Here is a 21,154-nt window from a genome sequence, read left to right on the forward strand (position 1 = left end):
CTCGCTGGTATGGATGGTTGTAGGTGTTACATTGGCAGGAGCAAAATACTCTGGCTATAGCCATTCAAGACAATTCTGTAGCGAACTAGGAGCCGTTGGAAGCCCAACCCAGAAGCTCTCCCCCTCATCAACAACTACCCACTTGGCATATTATTCTTCTTATTTGGCCTGCATATAATTCAAATTGAACAGGCCCCAGTTGTACTTACCATCATTGGAGTTTTAATTATCATCCACGGTATTGGAACCTGGGTTGCGGGTTATTTTCCTATGGATGCAGATCCCTATACAAAAACCCCTAGTCTTGAATGCCAGATACACTCCTGGGCGGGGATGCTTATGTTGTTGTCTTTACTCATTGCGCCATTGCTAAGTACTTTCAGTAGTTACTTCTCAATAGAATTCAGGCTATTTAGTACAGCCTGCTTGCTCGCTTCTATCTATTTTACTGTTACCTTAAAAAAAGCCTACGAAGAAAAAACCAACCCCGGTCTGCACCAACGTCTCAGCTATGGAGCACAGTTGATATGGTTAACGGGGCTTTCCTTTAATCTGATAACGAGCTGACAAATAATTTATAGCAACTTGGAGTGATCAATCTGATAACGCTTCGAGAACAGTAAAAGCCCCTTCTGGGAGAAAGTAATCGCCCTGGAGTCCGCTCTTCTTACCGCCCACTGCTTTGCCAAGGCATCTTCGAGTATCCATTGACCCAAGCTGCCTGCAAGGTGGCTTTTTCGTTCGCTCCAGTCTAAGCATGACTTGCAAACAGGGCGCTTACGCTGCTTAAAACTAGCTACGGCTGCCCCTCGCTCCTGAAAAAATATTTCACCCTCTCTAGTCAAGGAAACTTGCTGTGATTGCTCGGAGAGCAACTCACTAGCCAAGAGGGCCTCGTACAATAGTACACCAGCCATTCCTGCTAAATGGTCATAGCAGATGCGGGACTTCCTTAAATCTGGATCTGCGGGTCCAGTGGTAACTTTTTGAGGTACCAGGGTGCTACTCAGATTGAGCAGTGCCTCTAGCGCTTCGGCAACTTGATGACTCGCCAGCTGAAAGTACTTGTGCCTACCCTGCTTGCGAACTATCAGCAGCTTGCTATCTACCAGCTTGAAAAGATGGTTACTTGCAGTCTGTGCAGTCACATCAGCCTCACAGGCTAACTCTGTTGCTGTCAGTGCTTTTCCACTCATAAGCGCCATCAATATTTTTGAGCGCGCCCGATCCCCAATCAAACTGGATATTACCGAAATGTCAGGTTCCATGGTTATCCTCGCAACAGTTCGCTGAACACCGAAGTATAGAAAATTAAACCATCTAGAATGCCAGCAAATTATGAATAGAGGCAACTTAGATGACTGTTACCTGTTTTATTGAATACAAGATCGATCCGTTTAAGCTTGATGCTTTCCGGCAGTATGCTGAGAACTGGGGCAAGATCATTCCCAATTGTGGCGGACGACTATTAGGATATTTTCTACCTTCTGAGGGCACCAACTTTCAGGCCTTTGGTATTATTAATTTCGATAGCTTGGCTCATTATGAACAATATCGAAAACTGCTTAAGCAGTCTCCTCAGGGCAGTGAAAATTTTCAGTTTGCGACGAGAGAGAAGTTTATTCTTGAAGAGAAGCGAAGCTTTTTAAATGCTGTGCCAGAAACCTACCTGAAGTTCCCACAGGAAAATCACTGATGATCGCCGTCATATTTGAAGTTACACCAAAGCCTTCAGGAAAAGACAAATATCTGGCCGTTGCAGCCGACCTAAAAGAACACCTAACCAGCTTCGATGGATTTATCTCTGTCGAGAGATTTCAAAGCCTCAATCAGCCAGAAAAAATTTTGTCACTCTCTATTTGGCGGGATGAAGAATCTGTAGTGAGCTGGAAAAATCACAAGGCTCACTGTGATGCACAACACCTAGGAAAAAAACAACTATTTGACACCTATCGTATAAGGATTGGAAAAATTCTTCGGGATTACTCTATGCAATAAATCAACAGTCAAATTTGACTCAAACTATAAAGCCTCTGCATCTTGTTCTTTTACTGAAAAACAGAACGCAGAGGCCCCCATTCCTAAAAACGTACCGACCAAAATAATCGAATTACATTGGCAGAGAAACTATAAGCGGGTTCGTCACCGGGACTGATAGATGTAGCTGAACCGTGTACTGTGACATCGAGAAAGTCATCGTAGTCAAATAGAATATGATCCCAGTAAAGATTAATTGTATTCCTGCGATTTAATAGAGACCAGCGCCGTGGCAACTCATAGGACACTCCCAGGCCAAGGGCCAAGGTTGTGAAATTGCTCAACTCCTTATCACGAGCACGAAAGTTGGTAGCGTTGAGATAGGGAAAAAGGTCACTGTAAAAATCTGCACTACTCTGCTGATAGTAACGGATCTTTCCTTCAAAAACCCACTCGTCTTGTTCTTTCCAAGGATGGGTATAGCGAAACTCTACATTGTCTGCAACGATTCCCCAACTATCCGCATAGTGTCGATACTCCCCTTTAATCGCTGCGCGATAGGGCAATCTATATTTGGCCCTTAGGGCAACCGCATCACTGTTTCGAGTTCTGGGGTAAACCTCGGCCTGATAGCTAAATCCTGTTCCAGATGCTTCATCGAGATACCTAACACTGCGATAAGGGTTGTTGAGATACCCTTCATCCGATACAGTTTCGACACTCACCTCTGCAATCAGCTTTTGCGTGAGAATCTGATTCCAACTAAATGCGTAGCGACGGTGTTGCGCTTCCTCGGCAAAATTATCGTCGCCATTGCGGAACACATCATCACTTCCGTAACTAACCCGCAGGTCGATAGTACTTAAATCGCCAAAGAAACCCTGACTGATGCCGAAAGCAACGGTTTGTGCCTCGTAGTCATTCTCAGAACTGTTGGTGTACCCCACGCTGATCGTAGTTTTATCCACCAGGTAGTCAGCGCCCAAAGAGTACTCATCCCGTTGCTCCGAATACTCACTGGCCGTGGCCTCCACATCAATAGAGGCCCCGGAAATCATGTCCACATAGTAATTGGCAGACAGGGAAACATTATTGCCAACATTCTGGCGAATCAATACTGAAGGCCCATCAATGGTCACTCCACCACCGCTATAGGCGTGATACATATTGTCTGCCCGCTCTTCGGGAAGCACTGCGGCCACGGCAGCGAGCGGTGCCAAAAATGCCAACCCGCCCCAGCGAGATAGAAGCTTAGTTACAACCACATCCACCTCCACTGCCTCCTTCAGCTCCACGCGCAGCTTCGCGAGCTTCATACACGTGATTCATATAGCGAGCAGCTACCGGATCCTGCTCAAAGCCCATAATAGGATCCGCAAGAAATTGCCGTTCGTAGGGTGCAATCCACGGGTTAACAGTGCAACCTGTACTCATCAAGAAAGTGCAAACTAGCAATAGTGCACGCATGACACTACTCCCGAATCAATTCCTTAATCATTTTTTTATAGGCAGCTTCATCCCCATCACGATAACCTTTATGGATATAGCGAACGTTGCCATCACGATCAATAAATACGGTGCTGGGCATAGCGGCAACACCATACATTTTGCTCACTTCCCCTTTGCTATCAAAAAGAATCGGAAAATCCACTGGAATTTTCGCTAATAGCGAGTCCGCATCCTTACGCTGTGCATCCACATTGACTCCCCAAACCTGGAAGCCAGCAGCTTCATAGCGAGCATGTAGCTGATCCAACAGCGGCATTTCCTGACGACAAGGGCCACACCAGGAAGCCCAGAAATTCAGCATAATGACATCGCCGCGCTGCTCTGCAAGCCTCAAATTTCCGCCTTGGTTGGAACTCAAGGTAAAATCCTTAGAGGGCTCTGCGGCGGAAGCCTGTGACATCGATAAAAGCAGCGTCAGGAAAGCAGCCAGGTATTTCATGGAAGAGTCCTTGTTATTTTTTGATGATCAATTAAAAAAAGATGGTAAGTCCCAATTGGGCAGACAGATTATTGGTGACTTGGGCCTCGCCAAATAATTCATGCTCAAAAACATGGTCGCGAACATCCAGGCGCACTGCGAGCCAATCGTTGGCAAGCATTCTCACTCCTGCACCAAAGTTGTAAGTGAAGTGCTCCTCGTCAGCAAACGAGGTATTTCCCACACCTCCCGCAACATAAAAATTGGCATTAAAAGCCCAGTCATCAAATACAAAGTACTCACCCTGGAAAATATTCCAGCCCACAGAGGTATTGTAATAACTGAGTTCACGCTGCTCATCAGTCAACAGCGGTGCTGCACCGCTCAATCTTTCAAAGCTGGATTCTCCCAACTCAGTCTGGGCATAGGTGGCCTCAATAAAGAAATCTTCGCTGATATGGTAGGCCGCTGAAGTGCCGTACAGGGAGTTTGAGCCAAAATCCTCGACATTGATAACACCAGCAAACAAACCAATTTCTATATTTTCACTATCTATCAGGGCGTCACGTATCTCTCGCCGCTCCAGTTCAGGTGCGACAATATCCGCAAGTACTTCATCATCCTGCTGAGCACTGCATACCTGGGTCCCCACCAGTGCGGAAAGCGCCGCAGAGCCTACAGATATACGTCGAAACCAAGTTTCCACTCGACTATCTCCTGATTATTTTCCTGCGTAGTAAGCAAGTAGTGATTTGTGTATTCAGCCCTGATGGCAAAACGGCGCGATAAGTAAGTACGCAACCCTACGCCCGCCAACATCGTTGTATCTTGCCGATCTTCGGTGGCAACGATAGTTGCGTTTGGAGAGGTAACATTTATCCCGGCTCCCAAAACAAAATAAGGGGATATTTTCCAACGTGGAAATGGCTGGTGGACCATTGCCACCTGATAGACTTGGCTGTCTGAATAGGAACCTACCGCCTGGGTTGCACGTATTTCAGTAGCCAGATTGACAGTAAATTGGTAGCCCAGGCTAACTCCCAGAGAGTCCGCTCCAGCAAAATCACCGTAATTCATACCTAGGTAAAAGTAACCGTCGTCAACATCGGAAAAATCCGGCAGAGGAACTCGAACAATTTCTCCATTTTCTCCGTAGATTTCACGTAAGTCGTCAACTTTTACCCAGCCACTTTTATTGCGTGAAGTAAGCACTTTTACCCAGTCGGTGCGGCGTTTAAGCAGCCAAATTTGTTCACCATACTCAGCGACATAGAATATCGGGTAACCGCGCCCCGGGCCTCGGTAAATATTAATAAATGCATTACCGACTGTAACCGGCTCTGCATCCTCAAGGCCTCTATATTTTTTCTCAGTCTCAGTCTCAGTCTCAGTCTCAGTCTCAACCAATTCTTCTTGTGGGGTATCATCTGAATAATCAGATTCCATCAAAGTTTGTTCAGAAGAAGCCTGCCCAGAAAAAAGTAGCAGCAATACAAATACCGCGAAACTGCCAATAGAATTTTGGTGTAACTTCAACATGCTTTAATCTGCCGGCGCCGCAAAAGGATCGTTATAGTATTGAGCGCCAATATCAAACCACTCGGCAATCAAGCGCAACTCGGCATCTTCTAAGTACCCTTGATGTGCGCCACCACTTTCAAAGAGAGAAAAAACGAGCTCTCAAGAGCAGAGCTCGTCAAGGGAGAGGAAATATTGACGGTAACCATTACCGGAATCGGATCACCGTTACTGTCGAGAACTAATTCACCATCCTCATCAACCTCGTAAACAGGATTTCCATCATCATCAAATTCCTGTACAAGCCGCGGTGTTAGCACCCCACTGGATAACTCCAATTCAGCGCGATCGGCCACCAGCTCGGAATAGGAAACAAACCAAGCATCATTAACAGAGGAAGCCGAGGTTGTGAGATCTAATTGCCCATCGGGTATTTGAGTTGCTCCAGCAGCATCAACAGGAGAGTGACAGACTGTACAGGTATAATCAGCTATTACTGCTCCTGTACTATCCAATACTTCACGGGGGAAATCCCAGAGCGGCTGAATATGTTGTTCATAGTGAATGACGATTCGACAATTACTTTCCCACTCTGTTAAACAGGTGGATTCCACCGGTGCATCCGTACTCAAATCACCGTATGAAAGCAATAACTCATCATCCTTAGTCCGTACCGCAGGATCAGTCCATAAATCGGTAAAGTGCAGATCTCCTTCAAGTTCAGCCTCACCAATATAACGGGCCAATAATTGAGCCATAGTCTCGCCCATTTCCGCCAGTAGCGCGGGCTCAGTATTGGCAAATGGTGCTGCCGAGGTCGGCGCTCCAACCCAAGCTGATTCCAACTGCATATCCGTGCGGCCATGAGGAGCTTCGCTATCGCTAGTATGACAACCGTTACAACTGCGCACTTCACCCGCTTGTAGTTGTAACCAGTTGTTATGACTATCGAAAATGCGTTTTCCATCCGCATCGACAACGGATATTGCCAGGGGCATATCTGCGGGAACTTTTACCCTTACGGAACCGTCGGGCTGGATTGGGGTATAACCCAATATTTCACGCATGCCCTGATTACCATTGCGGCCAAATGCCGCTCCATCAAAGTCCAGAACATCATCATCGGGAATGCCCACGGCCTTGGAAATTTTCAGGAATCGTGCAGGCCGAAAATCTGCTGTGGTTTGGGCGGGATCCGCCAAGGTTTCGATTCCGGCAATATCTTCACCATCAAAATCATAAACACTGCGAATATCCAGGATTCCGACAGATTCCTCCACCAGATCTGCATCGACATCGACTCCCGGGACGGGGTCTGGAATATAGGTGGGTTCAGTGCGAGGCTCCAGAGTAACCCCTTCGGATATCATTTCTCCCTCTTCCACAACCACAATAGGAAGCTGGGTACCGGCGATATAATCGTAAATCCACAGGCCGTAGAGTGGGTCTGCCAATTGAACTTCTTCGTCTTCGGTAAGAGTATCCGGGCAGGTCTCCAGCAGCTCGGTTTCTTCATTGATAACCCGGCATTCACTCCAGGTTACCAACAAACGACTTGTCCCATCGTAGAATGGCCATGCGGAAGCAAAAGTACCATGGGGAGAAATAGTATCGTCGGTAGTGACTTCTCCAACAGTGATAGAAGCCTGCCCGACCATTTCACCACTTTGCTCCGGCTCACTGTAGGCTTCGCTATAAACAATTCCATCGATAGTCACGAGATCGCCACCATAAGTGAGCCCAGAGGGAGCGCGCAACGTTACCAAAAGGCGGCCATCCGGCATTTCGTGCGGTCGATTGAAGGCGGCCTCAGTCTCTTCTGTACCCGTATTTTGACTGTGATAACCGTAATAAACCGCCAGGTCAGAACCATCTGGATTTACTGTATATAAGCTTAATTTATCGATACCTGCCGCATTGTCCCAGCGGTTAAACAGGACCCGTCCATCGCTCAATACAACTGGATTTAAATCATGGCTCTGATTAAACGATATTTGAGTGATATCGGTTCCGTCCGCTTCCATTACATGGAGTACAAATGCCGGCTCCTCTCGATTTTCAGTCAGGGCCGAGAATTGCGGTTTACCGTCATCCAGTAAAAGAGCTCTGGAGCGCCGCTGGCGGGTAGAAGAAAAAATAATGCGTCCATCGGGTAAAAAAGCGGGAGCGATATCCTGGCCTTCTTCAGCAGTTAAATCTGACTCAATTACCCGATTGAGTTCTTCTGTTTCGGTGTTGTATACCCAAATATTCCAGGTAGGCTGCTCATCGTCATCAGCGTCTTCTATTTCCGGTGCCCGCATAGCAAATATAAGCTGGCTGCCATCTGCTGAAGTATTCAGATCTTTTACATCGTAATCACCGTCAAATATATTTGCAGTAATGACAGTTTCTGCAGCACTGGCGGTTGCACGCTCTTTTAAAATCAGTTGAGCTCCGGCAAAAAATTCCCCGGGCTCATAAATATTATCCTGAAGGAGACTGCCATCATCGTCACTACTTAATTGACGAAGTACAAAAGCAACAGGATAGTCCTCCACCACGGGATCTTCGGCTTGGTCTTCACCACCACTGGAACTGCCACCGCCACTACAGGCCGTCACCAATAGCAAAAGCGGTAGCGCACGCAAACATTTCATTTTTGTTATCCACCCGGGTTTGGCACGAGCAGCACACGCCTTTTTTGTGCTCTTAGCCTAAGAACTTTTTTATACGGCTTTGACCGCTGAGGCTAATTCTCGCAAGTTGCGCACAAAAAGTTTGCCAACTGGGACGCAAATATTGAAAGTCATTCTGACATTGTTGAAATCTGCTTTTAGACTGCTTTGCCACATCCCAGTGATCTCACCGACAAAAATAGTCCAATGAAAAATAATTCGTCTCGAGCGCGTGTACTCCGGCTCACCACGGTAACCGCACTGCTCGGAGTAGGTTTGTGGAGTAATTCTGCCCTATCAGCATCGCAGGACCAGGCTCTCCAAATTCACAGCCGCATCACCGGAACCATTCCCAGCGAGAGTGTATTGCTGGATATGGCAGAGGATATAGAAAACGGTGATCCCACCGCTGCGGCGTATACGGCAATGGAGAATGACGCCTTCTATAATGTCACTCTAAAAAATCTGGCCACTCCCTGGACTAATGAGGAGCAGGACGTATTTGAACCATTAAATGATTACACTGCGACGGTAATCGGCATGGTTCGGGACGATATGGACTTCCGCCAACTGCTCTCGGCAAATATTCTCTACACCGGTGATATTTCTGGCCTGCCCTCCTACAACACGGGAAATAATGACCACTACGAGACACTGGAAGCCGGGGGTTATTCCCTGCAGGATAATCTGGTGCAGGAAGCTCAATCCTCTCTCAATGGTCTCCCCGCAGATGCCACCGCCGGCGTTCTTACCAGCCGCGCCGCCGCCAAGGCTTTTTTTAGTGCGGGAACCAATCGCGCCATGTTTCGCTTTACCATGCTCAATCACCTGTGTAACGACATGGAGCAGGTGCAGGATACTTCCCGCTCACCGGATCGTATTCGCCAGGATGTAAGCCGCAGCCCTGGGGGCGACAGTCGGGTATTCCAAAATAACTGTATCGGTTGCCACAGCGGCATGGACCCCATGGCACAGGCATTCGCTTACTACGACTATGTATACGATGCAGACAATGATCCCGATGGTGAAGAGGGAGCCCTGGATTACAACGCAGCCGGTGATATAGATCCAGAAACCGGCAGCCGTGTTAAGGCCAAAAATCTGATCAACAGCGGCAATTTTCCCCACGGTTTTATTATTCCCGACGACAGCTGGGTTAACTACTGGCGCGAGGGCATAAATATGCATCTGGGCTGGAGCGACACCTTATCCGGCAACGGCAACGGCATCAAATCCCTGGGAGAGGAGTTGTCTAACAGCCGAGCTTTCGCCAAATGCCAAGTAACTAAGGTGTTTCGCCAAGTTTGTCTGCGCGAGCCGGAAGATTCTACCGACCGCAACCGAATCGAAACTATTACCGATGACTTCAGCAATACCGGCTACAAACTTAAGCAGGTATACGCAGACACTGCGGTTTACTGCGCGGGAGATTAAAAAATGAAAACCTATAAAAGTCTCCCAGTGATAGAAAATACACTGATAGTTCGCACGCTTCGTATCGCTTCACTGTTTTGTGCTGCCCTGGCAATCAGTGCCTGTAGTGGTGGCAGTGGAGAGGGCACCGAAAGCCAACCGGATACCAGCGACAACGATGGCACCGCTGCCTATTCCGGACCGGATCCTGAAACCGATGATGTCAATCAATATAAACAGTACATCTGGGATAACCTGGCGGCGACAAATCGATGCGGCAGCTGTCATATTGAAAATAACCAGAGCCCACATTTTGTCCGCGGCGATGATATCAATGCTGCCTACGATGCCGGGCGTGAGTTAATTAACTTATCAGTTCCCGATGAATCCCGTTTGGTAACCAAGGTTGGTGGTGGGCACAATTGTTGGCTTTCCAGCGATGATGCCTGTGCGGAAATTATTACCAACTATATCGAGGAATGGGCTCGGGCTAGCGGCGGCCTAAGCAATACAATCACCCTTGTCGCACCTGTCGAGCGTGAGGTGGGTGCCAGTAAAAGTTTCCCCGAATCCAGCGGCAGCTTTAGCACTACAGTTTACCCTCTGTTGCGCAGCTATTGTGCCAACTGTCACAGTGAAGATGCGACAACGGCACAAACCCCCTACTTTGCCAGCTCTGATGTCGATCTCGCCTACGCATCTGCGGTCAGTAAAATTAACCTGGATTCTCCGGCCGACTCCCGTTTCTCTGTGCGCCTGGGCAGTGAATTTCACAACTGCTGGGATGACTGCTCAGATAACGAAGCGGAAATGACTGATGCGATCCAAGCCTTTGCCGACACTATCAGTGTCACCGAGGTAGACCCCGACTGGGTTATCAGTAAGGCACTGCGCCTCACAGATGGCATTGTTGCGAGTAGTGGCGGCCGTATAGAGAGCAATGCAATTGCTCTCTATGAATTTAAAACTGGCAGCGGCACCACTGCCTACGATACCTCCGGAGTTAACCCTGCAATTGATCTCGCCCTATCTGGCGATGTGGAGTGGATCGACTCCTGGGGGCTGCAATTGAAGGGGGTAAAGCACAGGGGGCTACTGCAACCAGCAGCAAACTTTACGATACCCTCACAGCCACCGGTGAATACTCAATTGAAATCTGGGCGGCACCCGCCAACGTCTCACAGGATGGGCCCGCGCGTATCGTCACCTATTCCGGTGGCGATGATATTCGCAACTTCACTCTCGGCCAGGATCAATACAGTTACACCGTGCAAAACCGCAATGACAACACCGATGCGGACGGTATGCCTGCCCTGGCAACCGATGATGCCGACCAGGTTGTACAAGCCAGTCTCCAGCATGTGGTGGCCACTTACGATCCAATTAACGGACGCAAGCTTTACGTTAACGGTGCAAATACCGGGGAGCCAGACCCAAGTGAATCCGGTTTACTCTCTACCTGGGACGATACCTTTGCTCTCGCAGTAGGCAGCGAAGTCAGTAACGGCAACAGTTGGGAAGGCTCCATTCGCCTTTTGGCAATTCACTCCCGCGCCCTATCGGAAGAGGATATTGCTACCAACTACGAAGTCGGCGTCGGTGAAAAATATCTGCTGTTATTCAAAGTTGAAGAGCACACAGGCATTGCCGAAAGCTATGTCATGTTTACTGTGCAGCAATTTGATAATTATGCCTATCTGTTTAGTGAACCCACCTTTGTCAGCCTCGACGACAGTGTCGATCCATCTGGAATCGCCATTGAGGGAATGCGTATCGGTATTAATGGCCGCGAAGCGGAGGTGGGCCAGGCCTGGTCCAAGTTATCCACTGCAGTCGACAATAGCTACGTAGCAGGTGAGGGCCAGCAGCTTTCCAGGCTCGGGACCATTATCACTCTGGATAAGGGCCCCCTCGATGATGAATTTTTCCTGACCTTCGAAAAAATCGGCAGCGAAACCTATAACCGGGTTGAGGCCACTCCAGCTGAACCTGCGGATGCCGCTGATCTGGAAGCGCAATCGCGCATAGGTCTGCGCCGATTTGAACAAATCCATGCAAGCCTGTCCCAGGCGACCGGAGTCTCCATGTCCCACCCGGATATTTATGAAACCTGGGAAACTGTGAAACGCCAGCTTCCGGTTGAAAGTGACATTGAAGGATTCCTCGCTGCACAGCAAATGGGTATTACCCAGCTGGCAGTGAAGTATTGCAGCACCCTGGTGGACTCCAGTGAGCGCAGCAGCTACTTCAGTGGATTTGACTTCAGCGCTTCCGCAGACACCGCCTTCGACAGCGCCAGCAAACGCGCGCAGATAATTGATCCGCTCATGGAAGGTTTGCTTGGCCACGAGATGAACTGGCATGACGGCAGCGTCTCGCAGCTTGCCAGCGCCCCGGACCTGGCCTCTGTAGAGACAGAACTGGATACGCTTATCGACACCATGACCGCCTGTGGCAGCAGCTGCGATTCAGGTCGCACAGAAACTACGGTGAAAGCCGTATGTGCTGCCGCCATGGGCAGTGCCATGATCCTGATTCACTGATCGCATAAAAAAGACTAGCGGCTTTGTCGGCAAAACTTTCGCCGGTAAAGCCCCTCCACAATAAAGAGCCGGCACACCGAAAACTATATCCGGGAATATTATGAGCAAGAAAAAACACTTTGATCTGGACCAGCCCCTACGGCACCCGGACCACCACCGCCCGGTAACACGCCGCGACTTTCTCGCTCAAGGCTTCCGAGCGGGTATGGGAACAGTGCTGGGCGGTTCTGTCTTCAGCTTGTTTGCCAATCCCCGTAGTGCCCATGCAGCCCTTTCCTCGGACCTGGAAGCACTGCGAAAAACCAATGGCGGCCCCTGCGATGTCAGTGCATTCGGTGCCGGTAAAATTCCTTTTATTTGTTTCGATCTCGCCGGCGGCGCCAATATCGCAGGCTCCAATGTGCTGGTAGGTAAAGAGGGCGGACAAATGGATTTTCTCGGCACAGCCGGCTACAACAAGCAAGGCCTCCCCGGAGATATGGTTCCCTCCCTCGGTGATGAATTTATCAATACTGACCTGGGTCTCGCCTTCCATAGTGACAGCGGTATGTTGCGAGGCATTCTGGAAAAAATCGCTGCTGGCACAGCATCGGCGACCAACGGTGCTGTTATTCCCGCTCGCTCGGAAAATGACACCGGCAACAACCCACACAATCCCATGTACGGTATTAACCAGGCGGGAGCCAACGGTTCCCTGCTGGCCCTGATCGGCTCCAGCTCCAGTGATTCCGGTGGCAACTCCATGGCTCCTTCCGCCATGATCAACCCCGAAGTTCGCCCCACCAAAGTGGATCGCTCTTCCGACGTTACCGGCCTTGTAGATGTAGGAGACCTGGTGGGGCTGCTCAGTCAGGAGGACACTGTCGCAGTGATGGAGTCCATGTACCGTATCTCCGAAGCAAAACTCAGCAACGTAAATACTAAAGTCAGCACCGATGCAGTCATTAAAGACCTGGTGCGTTGCGGCTATATGAAAAGTGCTGACCTGGCTGATCGCTTTGGCAACCCGGCCGATTTAAATCCCGAATCCGATCCTGATATCGTCGGGCCATCCGGTGTTTTTACCAGTTCAGAATTGAGTGGAGACAGAGAGTTCCAAAAGACCGCCTCAGTGATGAAGCTGGTCGTCAATGGATATGCCGGTGCAGGCACTATTACCATGGGTGGCTATGACTACCATACCGGCGACCGGGCCACAGGAGAGATTCGCGATTTGCGCGCTGGGCGCTGTATTGGCGCTTGCCTGGAGTATGCCGCCCGCCGCAACCAGCCCCTGATGATTTACGTTTTTAGTGATGGTTCCGTTTTCTCCAACGGAATGCTGGACGACTCGGTAGAGGGCCGTGGCAAAGGCGTCTGGACTGGCGATGACCAACAGACAGCCGCCTCATTTTTCCTGGTATACAACCCGGCGGGCCGACCACAATTACTCGGTGGCACAGCGGACGAGCAGGCGATTCACCAGCAACTAGGCTATATGCGCAGCTCCGGTGACGTAGAAACAACGTCCACCCCAGCCGCTAACAACGTCAATTTATTAGTGGAAACTGTAGTGCTCAATTATATGGCCCTGCACGGTGAGCAAGGTAATTTCTCAACCTTATTTCCGAATCACGGTCTCGGCGATAGTAACTTACAAGACAGTATGACTGCCTTCGCCCCCATTATTTAAGTTGGATAAGTGATGTTCCGCTTTTTTAAATTGCTATTACTGTGTAGTGCCACACTTTGCGCAATTCCTTCGGTGGCCGAATGGCACTACGCTGAACGTGCAATTATGGGAACCCAGGTTCGCCTGCAACTTTGGCACGAGGACGGCATTGAAGCCGAGCACCTTATTGAGGAGGTCATGACAGAGTTTCATCGACTTGACGATCAGCTCTCGCCCTATAAGGAAAACAGTGAACTATCACTCGTTAACCGCACAGCTGGCCGGGGAAACGTCAATATTTCCAAAGAGCTCACCAACCTGATTGATAAATCCCTTTGGTTTAGTCAGCTCACCGATGGTGCATTCGATATCAGCTACGCCACCCTGGGCAAGCACTATGATTTTCGCCAGCAGAAACAGGCAGACGCCCAGCTGACGGACTCGTTGTTAGAAGCGTTGAATTACCGCCACTTAAAACTGAATAAAAAGGCCAATACACTCCGTTTTGGCCACGAAAACACAAAAATAGATTTAGGGGGCATTGCCAAAGGCTATGCGGTTGATCAGGCAATTGAGATCCTCAAGCAGGCAGACATTTGCTGCGCCAGTGTCAGTGCCGGTGGCGATGCACGCATGCTGGGAGATAAACAGGGGCAACCCTGGTTAGTGGGTATTCGCCACCCCCGTGAAAAAAGTAAAAATGCTGCGGTTATCCCCCTGCGTGATATTGCTATCTCTACCTCAGGTGATTACGAGCGTTATTTTATTGATGAGCAGCAGGATAGAGTGCACCATATTTTTAATCCATCCACAGGAAAACCCTCGGAAACTTCTGCAAAAGACACTGATAAGTTGATTAGTGTCAGCATTATTGGCCCCCGCGGCTTTGATACCGACCCCCTTTCTACCAGTGTGTTTGTTCTGGGAAAAGAGAAAGGCTTGGCACTTATTAATCGATTGCCCCAATTTGAAGCAGTAGTTATCGATAGTAACCGGAAGTTGTTTTTCAGTCGCGGTTTGGAGAATCTTTGAGTAATCCGTTTTATCTTCATAGAAAATTTGCCAACAAGATCACATCAGATCGTTGATCCCCTGACATAATTTGCGCCGACCAAAGAATAATGCCAATTCCTATCAAAAGGTCTGCCATGAGACGCCCCTTTCAGTGCTTTATTTTATTTATCGGCCTTTTAGGCTCTGCGTTTGTGCAGGCTCAGGAAAGCGATTTATCTGCGGAGAAATTGGAAGAATTAAAGCGCGATGTACTTAAATTAAACAGGGATTTATTGATTCTTGAAGAAGATTTGCTCTATCCCGCACAGAGCCAAATCGCCTTTTATGTGTCTATGGATGTAGGCCACTATTTTACTTTGGATGCAGTAAAGCTACACATCGATAACAAGTTAAGTGCAAGTCATCTGTATACGGAACATCAGCGGGAAGCGTTGATTCGCGGTGGTATTCAACCGCTTTACAAAGGCAACCTAAAATCCGGTGATTACACTATTTCTGCTTTTATAACTGGCCTTGGGCCCGAAGGGCGCGAATACAAGCGGGCAGCCAAGTTGGAATTGAATAAAAGTGATGAGCCCGCCGTTATTGAACTGGTTATCTCAGACAACTCCGGAAAACAACAGCCGGAGTTTGAGTTGGTGCAGTGGCCAACGCCCTGATTAGCCATGTACTACCCATCTTTTACCCGCATCCTATCCCTGGCGCTCACCCTTGCCGCAAGTAACCTTTGCGCTCAGGAAGCTGATACTGTGGCCGAAACAAACGGTCCCAGCAATGAGCAGCGAGCCCCACAAAAATACCAAAGGGCTCAAGACCTCGCTTATGGCGCTACGCTTTACGAGTATTTTCAAGGGAATTACTTTGATGCCCTTAGCACACTGCTGGTTGCTCAGCAGCGGGATTCAATTCAAATTCACCGGGATAACGCCGCATTGATAGAGGGCGGGATCAGCCTCGGGTTTGGTTTACATAGACGAGCAGCTGAACTTTTTGAGCAGCAGAGTAATGTCGCGGCTGCACCAAAATATCGCCGCACTGCCTGGTTAAAGCTGGCCGAATTAAATTACCTGAACGGTGATTTTGCCAGCGCAGCAGCACACTTGGAAAAGTCAGGGGTTGCCGAGGAGTCCTCTCTACCTCTCAACTTAGCGCTGCGCAATAAAGACCTCACCACGGCTCAAAAATTACTGGAAACCAGTGATTTATACCCTGCAGAAAAGTTATTGGGACATATCAACTTAGGCGCTGCCTTTGCCAGGTCCGGCCAATTGCCTGCAGCAATTCACGAATATCAAGTCGCTGTTGATTTTGCAGAAACAATTGATATTCCTTCATCTGAAATCCCCATACTCATTGATAAAGCCCATATTGGTATGGGGTACGCCCTGGCACTTGCAGAGCAACACAGCGCAGCTAAAGAAGCCTTTTCCAGGGTTCGCCTCAACACACCCTGGGCAACTCGCGCACTCCTGGGAATGGCTTGGTCCTCTATCAATGGTGAGGACTACCAAGCGGGCATAGACGCACTGCAATTTTTACTGGATAAACACCGCTACAGTCCCGCCGCACGGGAAGCGATGGTAGCCCTGCCTTATGGTTACGAAAAACTGGAAAATCGCTCTGTAGCCCTCAGAGCATATCAAAGCGCTGAAGCTTATTACCTGGAAACGCTTACTGAGTTACACCAGTTACAACAAGACCTGGCGACGGAACCGCTGGCCTATGATCCTGTTCAGCGCGAGGCTTGGCGCTATGGCTGGTTACAACTAGCCCAGGCCTCTCCCCTATTGCGCGATAACCAACACTTTCTGCGGCCAATCCTACAAAGTGACCACTTCCAATTGCGGCTCACCGAGCTGCGCGATCTGCAGCAGCTCACCCAGGTCCTACAGACCTGGCAAGATAAACTACCCCAATTTGCCGACCTTATCGAAGAGCGTCACCTGCGCCGTACAACGATTATTGATAACTACAATAGCGCCCAGTTTGACCAGCAGTTGCAGATGGCAACACAGCAATATGATCATTTGAGGGCAGCTCTCGAGCATATTGAACAGGAGCGCGACGCACTCACTTTATTGGCGACCACCGCCACTCCAAATGAACAAAGTGAAACCCTCGAATTACTGGAAATTCTCACCGGCGCTCAAGAACGTCTTAAAAAAATCCAGCACAGCGGCAAGGCCAGCCAACAACAAGCGGAAACCCTGGCGAAAGCCCGGGGGATTTTGCTTTGGCAAGCCAGCGAACAGTATCACGAGAAGTTGTGGCAGCAGCGAAAATCCCTACAGCTGCTCGAAGAGCAGTTACGCAGGGGACGGGAACAACGCAAGAAAACAGATACCGAAGCACAGCGGGGGCCACAACTGCGCCAACTAGCCTATCGGGTGGTCACCGCCGGTGACGAAATTCCAGCTCAGCAAGCGGCGATTGGTCGAGCCAGCGAATTGATTGAAGCCGACCTACGCCGAGAGGTTATCGCCCAGCTGGGTAGGGAGCAGCAGCAAATTCACAATTATATGGCCCACACACGCCTGGCTATCGCACGTCTGCAAGACGCTGAAATGCAGGCGATCCCCGCAACCTCTCAGGCTGACAGTGACACGGATAATACCGGGGCCTCAGACAATGAATAACGCCCCGCATCCGGCAGCTGTGTTTACCCTGCGCTCCCTGGCTATTGGTATTTGCTGTGCCCTGACAGCTTGTGGCAATCAACCGGTACAAACGCTGGCTGACCTGCCCCGTGCCAACCCGCCCAGCTCCCAGGAAGAGGCACCACAAAGCCCGCCCGTGCAAACCGCTATCGCGTTGGAAAACCTGGTGCAAAGTTACCGCACAGCACTGGACAGCCACGCCGATCCCAAGGTTCGGCAACAAATCCATCTGCGCCTGGCTGACTTGGAAATGGAACGACTGGAGCAAAAACAGTCCGACAATCCGGATACCATTGTCGACTACTCCAGCGCGGTCGATTATTACCAAAGTCTCTCTGCACAGCGCCCAAAAGATGATTACATTCTCTATCGCTTAGCCCGCGCGCGGGCACTGGATGGGGAAATGCCCGCGGCCTTACAGGCATTGGAAAAGATAGCCGGTAGCGCACCGGACTCACCGTTTATCGGCGAAGTCTTATTCCGCCGTGGCGAGGCGGCATTCAACCGCAAAGACTACCCCAGTGCCGCCCGAGATTTCCGTTCATTGCTCAATCAGGGGCCGAGTCCATTTACGGATAATGCTCGCTATATGCTGGCTTGGTCAGAATTTAAATCGAGCAATTACCGCGCATCCACAGAAATTTTTCTCCAGTCGCTGGATATTTTGCACAGTGAGGAACAGGGGGAGGAACTCCCTGTTGGGCGGCAACGCCTGCGTGAAGACAGCCTGCGCGGGCTCGCATTAAACTTCAGCTACCTGGGAGGTGCTGAAGCCATTGAGTCTTTTAACCTCAATGGAGAGCCACGTCCCTATCAGCACCAGCTATACAGTGCACTCGGTACCTGGTATCGGGAAAAAGAGTTGTTCCGCAATAGTGCCGATACCTTTTTACAATTCGTCAATCACTACCCACAAACCCAGCAAGCCCCACAGCTTCATCTTCTCGCCGTTGAAACCTTGCAAGCGGGGAGACTACATAAGGAAGTTCTGCCCACGAAGCGGGACTTTGTGCGTCGCTATGGTGTGAACAGTGATTACTGGCAAGCAGCAGGTGAAACTCAACAACAGGAGTTGGCCAAAACCCTGCAACCATGGCTGTATGAATTGGCCCAGTTTGACCACGCCCGCGCTCAGGAATTGGCTCAGCAGGTCACAAAACTACCCGCGAATAAGGTGAAAGAACGTCGCCTTGTCAGCGCACAATCACTGGGTGCCTATCGCAGCGCCGCCGCGTTATATCAGGAATACGCGCAGACTTTTCCACAAGATCCACGCACGCCATCCATGGTTTTCCTGATGGCGGAGTGTCTTGAGCAGGCTGCAGATCACCCCGCCGCCTGGCGCGCTTACAGCCAGGTCGCCTGGGAATACCAAGATCCCAAGTATGCTGCCGAAGCCGGCTACGGAGCCATCCTCAGTGCAGCCAGAGTGCATGAACAAACTCCGGATCAAGAGTCGGAACAGAAAATCCTGTGGCTCGATCGCAATATCGAAGCGAGCCTGAAATTTGCACAGAGCTGGCCCCAAGACCCGAGAGCTCTGCCAGTACAGCTGGCCGCTGCCGATAAGTTGTTACAACAATCGCGCTTTACCGAAGCCATCGCCGCTGCCGAGCACGCCGATCAATGGCAACCGCCAGCCAATAGGCAACAGCAAATAAGTATTGCAATAATACTGGCCCACAGCCATTTTTCCCTGAAGCAATATCCCCAGGCAGAGGCTGCCTATACCCGCGCGCTCGGCTACCAGCCAGACGATAAGCTGTGCAAAGACGCATTGCGCCAATTGCAGTTATCCATCTATCGCCAGGCAGAAATCATTTTGGCCCAGCGCGAGAGTGAGGATGCCGCTCCCAGTGAGGAAGCCCTCAATCACCTGCTGCGTATCCGCGATAGCGGGCGCACAGAGGTTGCGGCCACCGCCCAATATGATGCGATTAATTTTCTTATTCAATTAGGGCAGTGGCAGCGCGCCAGCACAGAACTCGCTGATTTCCGCCAGTTTTATCCCGCGCACACCTTGACGCCGACACTGGCTGCCAAAGCCATCGTTATCTTTGAAGCTCTGGAAATGCCGGCGGCTGCCGCCACAGAATTACTGCAATTAGCCGCTACAGATCCGGATCGGGAAGTTCGCCGTCAATCCCTGTTTATGGCAGCAGAAAACCTGCAAAAAGCCGGTGAATACAACAGGGCTATTGAAAGCTATCGCAACTACAGCAAATTGTGGCCAGAACCCGCCGAGCAACGTCTGGAAGCGCAATTTCAGCTGGTCGAAATCTACGCTCAGACCAAAAAGCCCACTAAGCGGAATTACTGGCTACAACAACTTGCACAGAACCCGCTGCAGTCACCCCGCGGGCGTTACCTGGCCGCTTATTCTCAAAGTGAACTGGCGGAACAAAGTTATGCGAAATTTGCTGAACTGGCACTGCGCTTGCCGTTAAAGACCAGTCTCGCTAATAAAAAGCGGGCCATGCAAACCACCGTGGCGGATTACCGCAAAGTCCTGGAGTTTGGCATCGCAGAATTCACCCCTCAAGCAAACTATCGCCTCGCGGAAGTTTACCGACAGCTCAGCCGTGACCTGATGGACTCACAGCGCCCTAAAAGCCTGAACGAGCTGGAATTGGAACAATACGAAATTCTGCTGGAGGAACAGGCCTATCCCTTCGAGGAGAAGTCCATAGAACTTCACGAGGCCAATATCCAGCGCACAGTTGAGGGTATTTACGACGACTGGGTTAAACGCAGCTTCCATTCACTGGGAGAGCTGTTACCCGCACGCTACAAAAAAGAAGAAAAAACCCTGGAGTGGAGTGATGCACTGCACTGAATCGAGCACCCAGAAATTAACTTCAATCGCACGGTTATTCACTACTGCGCTATTGGTTTTTACTCTCCGCATGTAGCGGTCTGCAAAAGACAATATCGCCCGCAGATAGTGACACCGCGCAACAACTGACAGAAAACCCCTACTTGCGGGATGGTAAAAGAGTACCGCAACAGGCCCGTGCGGCAATGGAACTGGCTCGCCAGAATTTTCAGGCAAATGATTTACCTGCGTCTGAATCGCAACTGCTCCAAATTACTGAAAAGTGGCCGGAGCTCTCTGGAGCCTGGCTTAACCTGGCAATCGTGCAACAGTCCGGCGAGAAATACGAGGAATCCGAGCGCAGCTTTCGCCAGGCTATTGCTGTAAACGATAACAATGTATTTGCCTGGAATCGTCTTGCCGCCCTGATGCGTGACCGGGGGCGGTTCGAAGATGCAGAGCAATACTACAACGCCGCCATAGAGCGTTGGCCACACTATGCCGATGCACACCGCAACCTGGGAATCCTCTACGACCTTTACCTGCAACAACCCGAGCGTGCCCTTCAGCATTATATGGCAGCGCAAGATTCCGGTACTGAACAGGATAAATTGCTCAGTGCATGGATACTCGAGCTGGAGCGGAGACTTTAACAATGAAATTATTTTCTAGCCTCATACTGAGCCTGTCTATCTTTGCATACGGCGCAACAGCAGAGGAAATAACAACGCTGGAGTCCACCGTAATTGGCAGTCAGGAACAACCTAAGGTTTTATATATCATTCCCTGGAAGCAAGCCGACAGTTTACAAAGGCTCGACAGCGTTCTGCCGCAAACTTTCTCCTCTGTATTTGAACATCAGGAATATTCTGAATTTCGGCGGGAAATAAAGCTGTTACAAGCTGAACAGGAAAAAACCGATTAGGCTGGCCCAGCAAAATTAAAAATAATTTTTTGCAGCGTATGGAAGCGGCACTGCTGA

General features: G+C 49.9%; 19 protein-coding genes. 12 read left to right on the top strand and 7 right to left on the bottom strand.

What is annotated here, in order from left to right; all coding sequences use genetic code 11:
• Positions 1 to 183: 183 nt before the first annotated feature.
• Positions 184 to 567, top strand: coding sequence for a DUF998 domain-containing protein (locus tag QT397_25305; GenBank protein WNZ58599.1), 384 nt, complete (start codon positions 184 to 186; stop codon positions 565 to 567).
• Between the two features lie 8 nt (positions 568 to 575).
• Here the strand turns inward: QT397_25305 and QT397_25310 are convergent, their stop codons facing one another.
• Positions 576 to 1,268, bottom strand: coding sequence for a helix-turn-helix domain-containing protein (locus QT397_25310; GenBank protein WNZ56118.1), 693 nt, complete (start codon positions 1,266 to 1,268; stop codon positions 576 to 578).
• An 89-nt stretch (positions 1,269 to 1,357) separates the two neighbouring features.
• Between QT397_25310 and QT397_25315 the strand changes: the two genes are divergently transcribed.
• Both QT397_25315 and QT397_25320 read left to right on the top strand, forming a co-directional pair.
• Positions 1,358 to 1,696 carry an NIPSNAP family protein gene (locus QT397_25315; protein WNZ56119.1) on the top strand — a complete coding sequence of 113 codons (339 nt, stop codon included), beginning with the start codon at positions 1,358 to 1,360 and terminating at the stop codon, positions 1,694 to 1,696.
• Positions 1,696 to 1,998, top strand: coding sequence for an antibiotic biosynthesis monooxygenase (locus tag QT397_25320; protein ID WNZ56120.1), 303 nt, complete (start codon positions 1,696 to 1,698; stop codon positions 1,996 to 1,998). The genes QT397_25315 and QT397_25320 overlap by 1 nt, the downstream gene beginning before the upstream one ends.
• 83 nt (positions 1,999 to 2,081) lie before the next feature.
• Here the strand turns inward: QT397_25320 and QT397_25325 are convergent, their stop codons facing one another.
• From QT397_25325 to QT397_25350, 6 genes are all read right to left on the bottom strand, one after another.
• Positions 2,082 to 3,293 (bottom strand): DUF3570 domain-containing protein, encoded by a 1,212-nt coding sequence (locus QT397_25325; GenBank protein ID WNZ56121.1) that lies wholly within the window; start codon positions 3,291 to 3,293, stop codon positions 2,082 to 2,084.
• Positions 3,229 to 3,444 carry a DUF4266 domain-containing protein gene (locus QT397_25330; protein ID WNZ56122.1) on the bottom strand — a complete coding sequence of 72 codons (216 nt, stop codon included), beginning with the start codon at positions 3,442 to 3,444 and terminating at the stop codon, positions 3,229 to 3,231. Before QT397_25330 ends, QT397_25325 begins: the two co-directional genes overlap by 65 nt.
• A gap of 4 nt (positions 3,445 to 3,448) precedes the next feature.
• The gene (locus QT397_25335) at positions 3,449 to 3,886 is read right to left on the bottom strand and encodes a TlpA disulfide reductase family protein (protein ID WNZ58600.1); all 438 of its coding nucleotides are present in this window, start codon (positions 3,884 to 3,886) and stop codon (positions 3,449 to 3,451) included.
• Between the two features lie 70 nt (positions 3,887 to 3,956).
• Positions 3,957 to 4,610, bottom strand: a complete 654-nt coding sequence (locus QT397_25340) for an outer membrane beta-barrel domain-containing protein (GenBank protein WNZ56123.1) — start codon at positions 4,608 to 4,610, stop codon at positions 3,957 to 3,959.
• On the bottom strand, positions 4,580 to 5,443 hold the full coding sequence (locus QT397_25345; protein ID WNZ56124.1) for a hypothetical protein: 864 nt from the start codon (positions 5,441 to 5,443) through the stop codon (positions 4,580 to 4,582). Before QT397_25345 ends, QT397_25340 begins: the two co-directional genes overlap by 31 nt.
• 89 nt (positions 5,444 to 5,532) lie before the next feature.
• Positions 5,533 to 8,061 carry a hypothetical protein gene (locus tag QT397_25350; GenBank protein WNZ56125.1) on the bottom strand — a complete coding sequence of 843 codons (2,529 nt, stop codon included), beginning with the start codon at positions 8,059 to 8,061 and terminating at the stop codon, positions 5,533 to 5,535.
• Positions 8,062 to 8,286: 225 nt separating this feature from the next.
• Between QT397_25350 and QT397_25355 the strand changes: the two genes are divergently transcribed.
• From QT397_25355 to QT397_25395, 9 genes are all read left to right on the top strand, one after another.
• A complete protein-coding gene (locus QT397_25355; GenBank protein WNZ56126.1) occupies positions 8,287 to 9,513 on the top strand; it encodes a hypothetical protein in 1,227 nt (408 codons plus the stop codon).
• A gap of 1,022 nt (positions 9,514 to 10,535) precedes the next feature.
• Entirely contained in the window at positions 10,536 to 12,035 is a 1,500-nt protein-coding gene (locus QT397_25360) for a LamG domain-containing protein (protein WNZ56127.1), read from the top strand.
• A 100-nt stretch (positions 12,036 to 12,135) separates the two neighbouring features.
• On the top strand, positions 12,136 to 13,707 hold the full coding sequence (locus QT397_25365) for a general secretion pathway protein GspF (protein ID WNZ56128.1): 1,572 nt from the start codon (positions 12,136 to 12,138) through the stop codon (positions 13,705 to 13,707).
• A 12-nt stretch (positions 13,708 to 13,719) separates the two neighbouring features.
• On the top strand, positions 13,720 to 14,718 hold the full coding sequence (locus QT397_25370; protein ID WNZ56129.1) for an FAD:protein FMN transferase: 999 nt from the start codon (positions 13,720 to 13,722) through the stop codon (positions 14,716 to 14,718).
• Positions 14,719 to 14,834: 116 nt separating this feature from the next.
• Complete coding sequence (locus QT397_25375) at positions 14,835 to 15,359, top strand: AraC family transcriptional regulator (GenBank protein WNZ56130.1); 525 nt, start codon at positions 14,835 to 14,837, stop codon at positions 15,357 to 15,359.
• Between the two features lie 6 nt (positions 15,360 to 15,365).
• Positions 15,366 to 17,336, top strand: coding sequence for a hypothetical protein (locus QT397_25380; protein WNZ56131.1), 1,971 nt, complete (start codon positions 15,366 to 15,368; stop codon positions 17,334 to 17,336).
• Positions 17,329 to 20,193, top strand: a complete 2,865-nt coding sequence (locus QT397_25385) for a tetratricopeptide repeat protein (protein ID WNZ56132.1) — start codon at positions 17,329 to 17,331, stop codon at positions 20,191 to 20,193. Before QT397_25380 ends, QT397_25385 begins: the two co-directional genes overlap by 8 nt.
• A gap of 143 nt (positions 20,194 to 20,336) precedes the next feature.
• Complete coding sequence (locus tag QT397_25390; protein ID WNZ56133.1) at positions 20,337 to 20,825, top strand: tetratricopeptide repeat protein; 489 nt, start codon at positions 20,337 to 20,339, stop codon at positions 20,823 to 20,825.
• A gap of 2 nt (positions 20,826 to 20,827) precedes the next feature.
• Entirely contained in the window at positions 20,828 to 21,097 is a 270-nt protein-coding gene (locus QT397_25395) for a hypothetical protein (protein WNZ56134.1), read from the top strand.
• Positions 21,098 to 21,154: the final 57 nt, after the last annotated feature.

It is taken from the genome of Microbulbifer sp. MKSA007, assembly GCA_032615215.1.
Lineage (GTDB): Bacteria > Pseudomonadota > Gammaproteobacteria > Pseudomonadales > Cellvibrionaceae > Microbulbifer.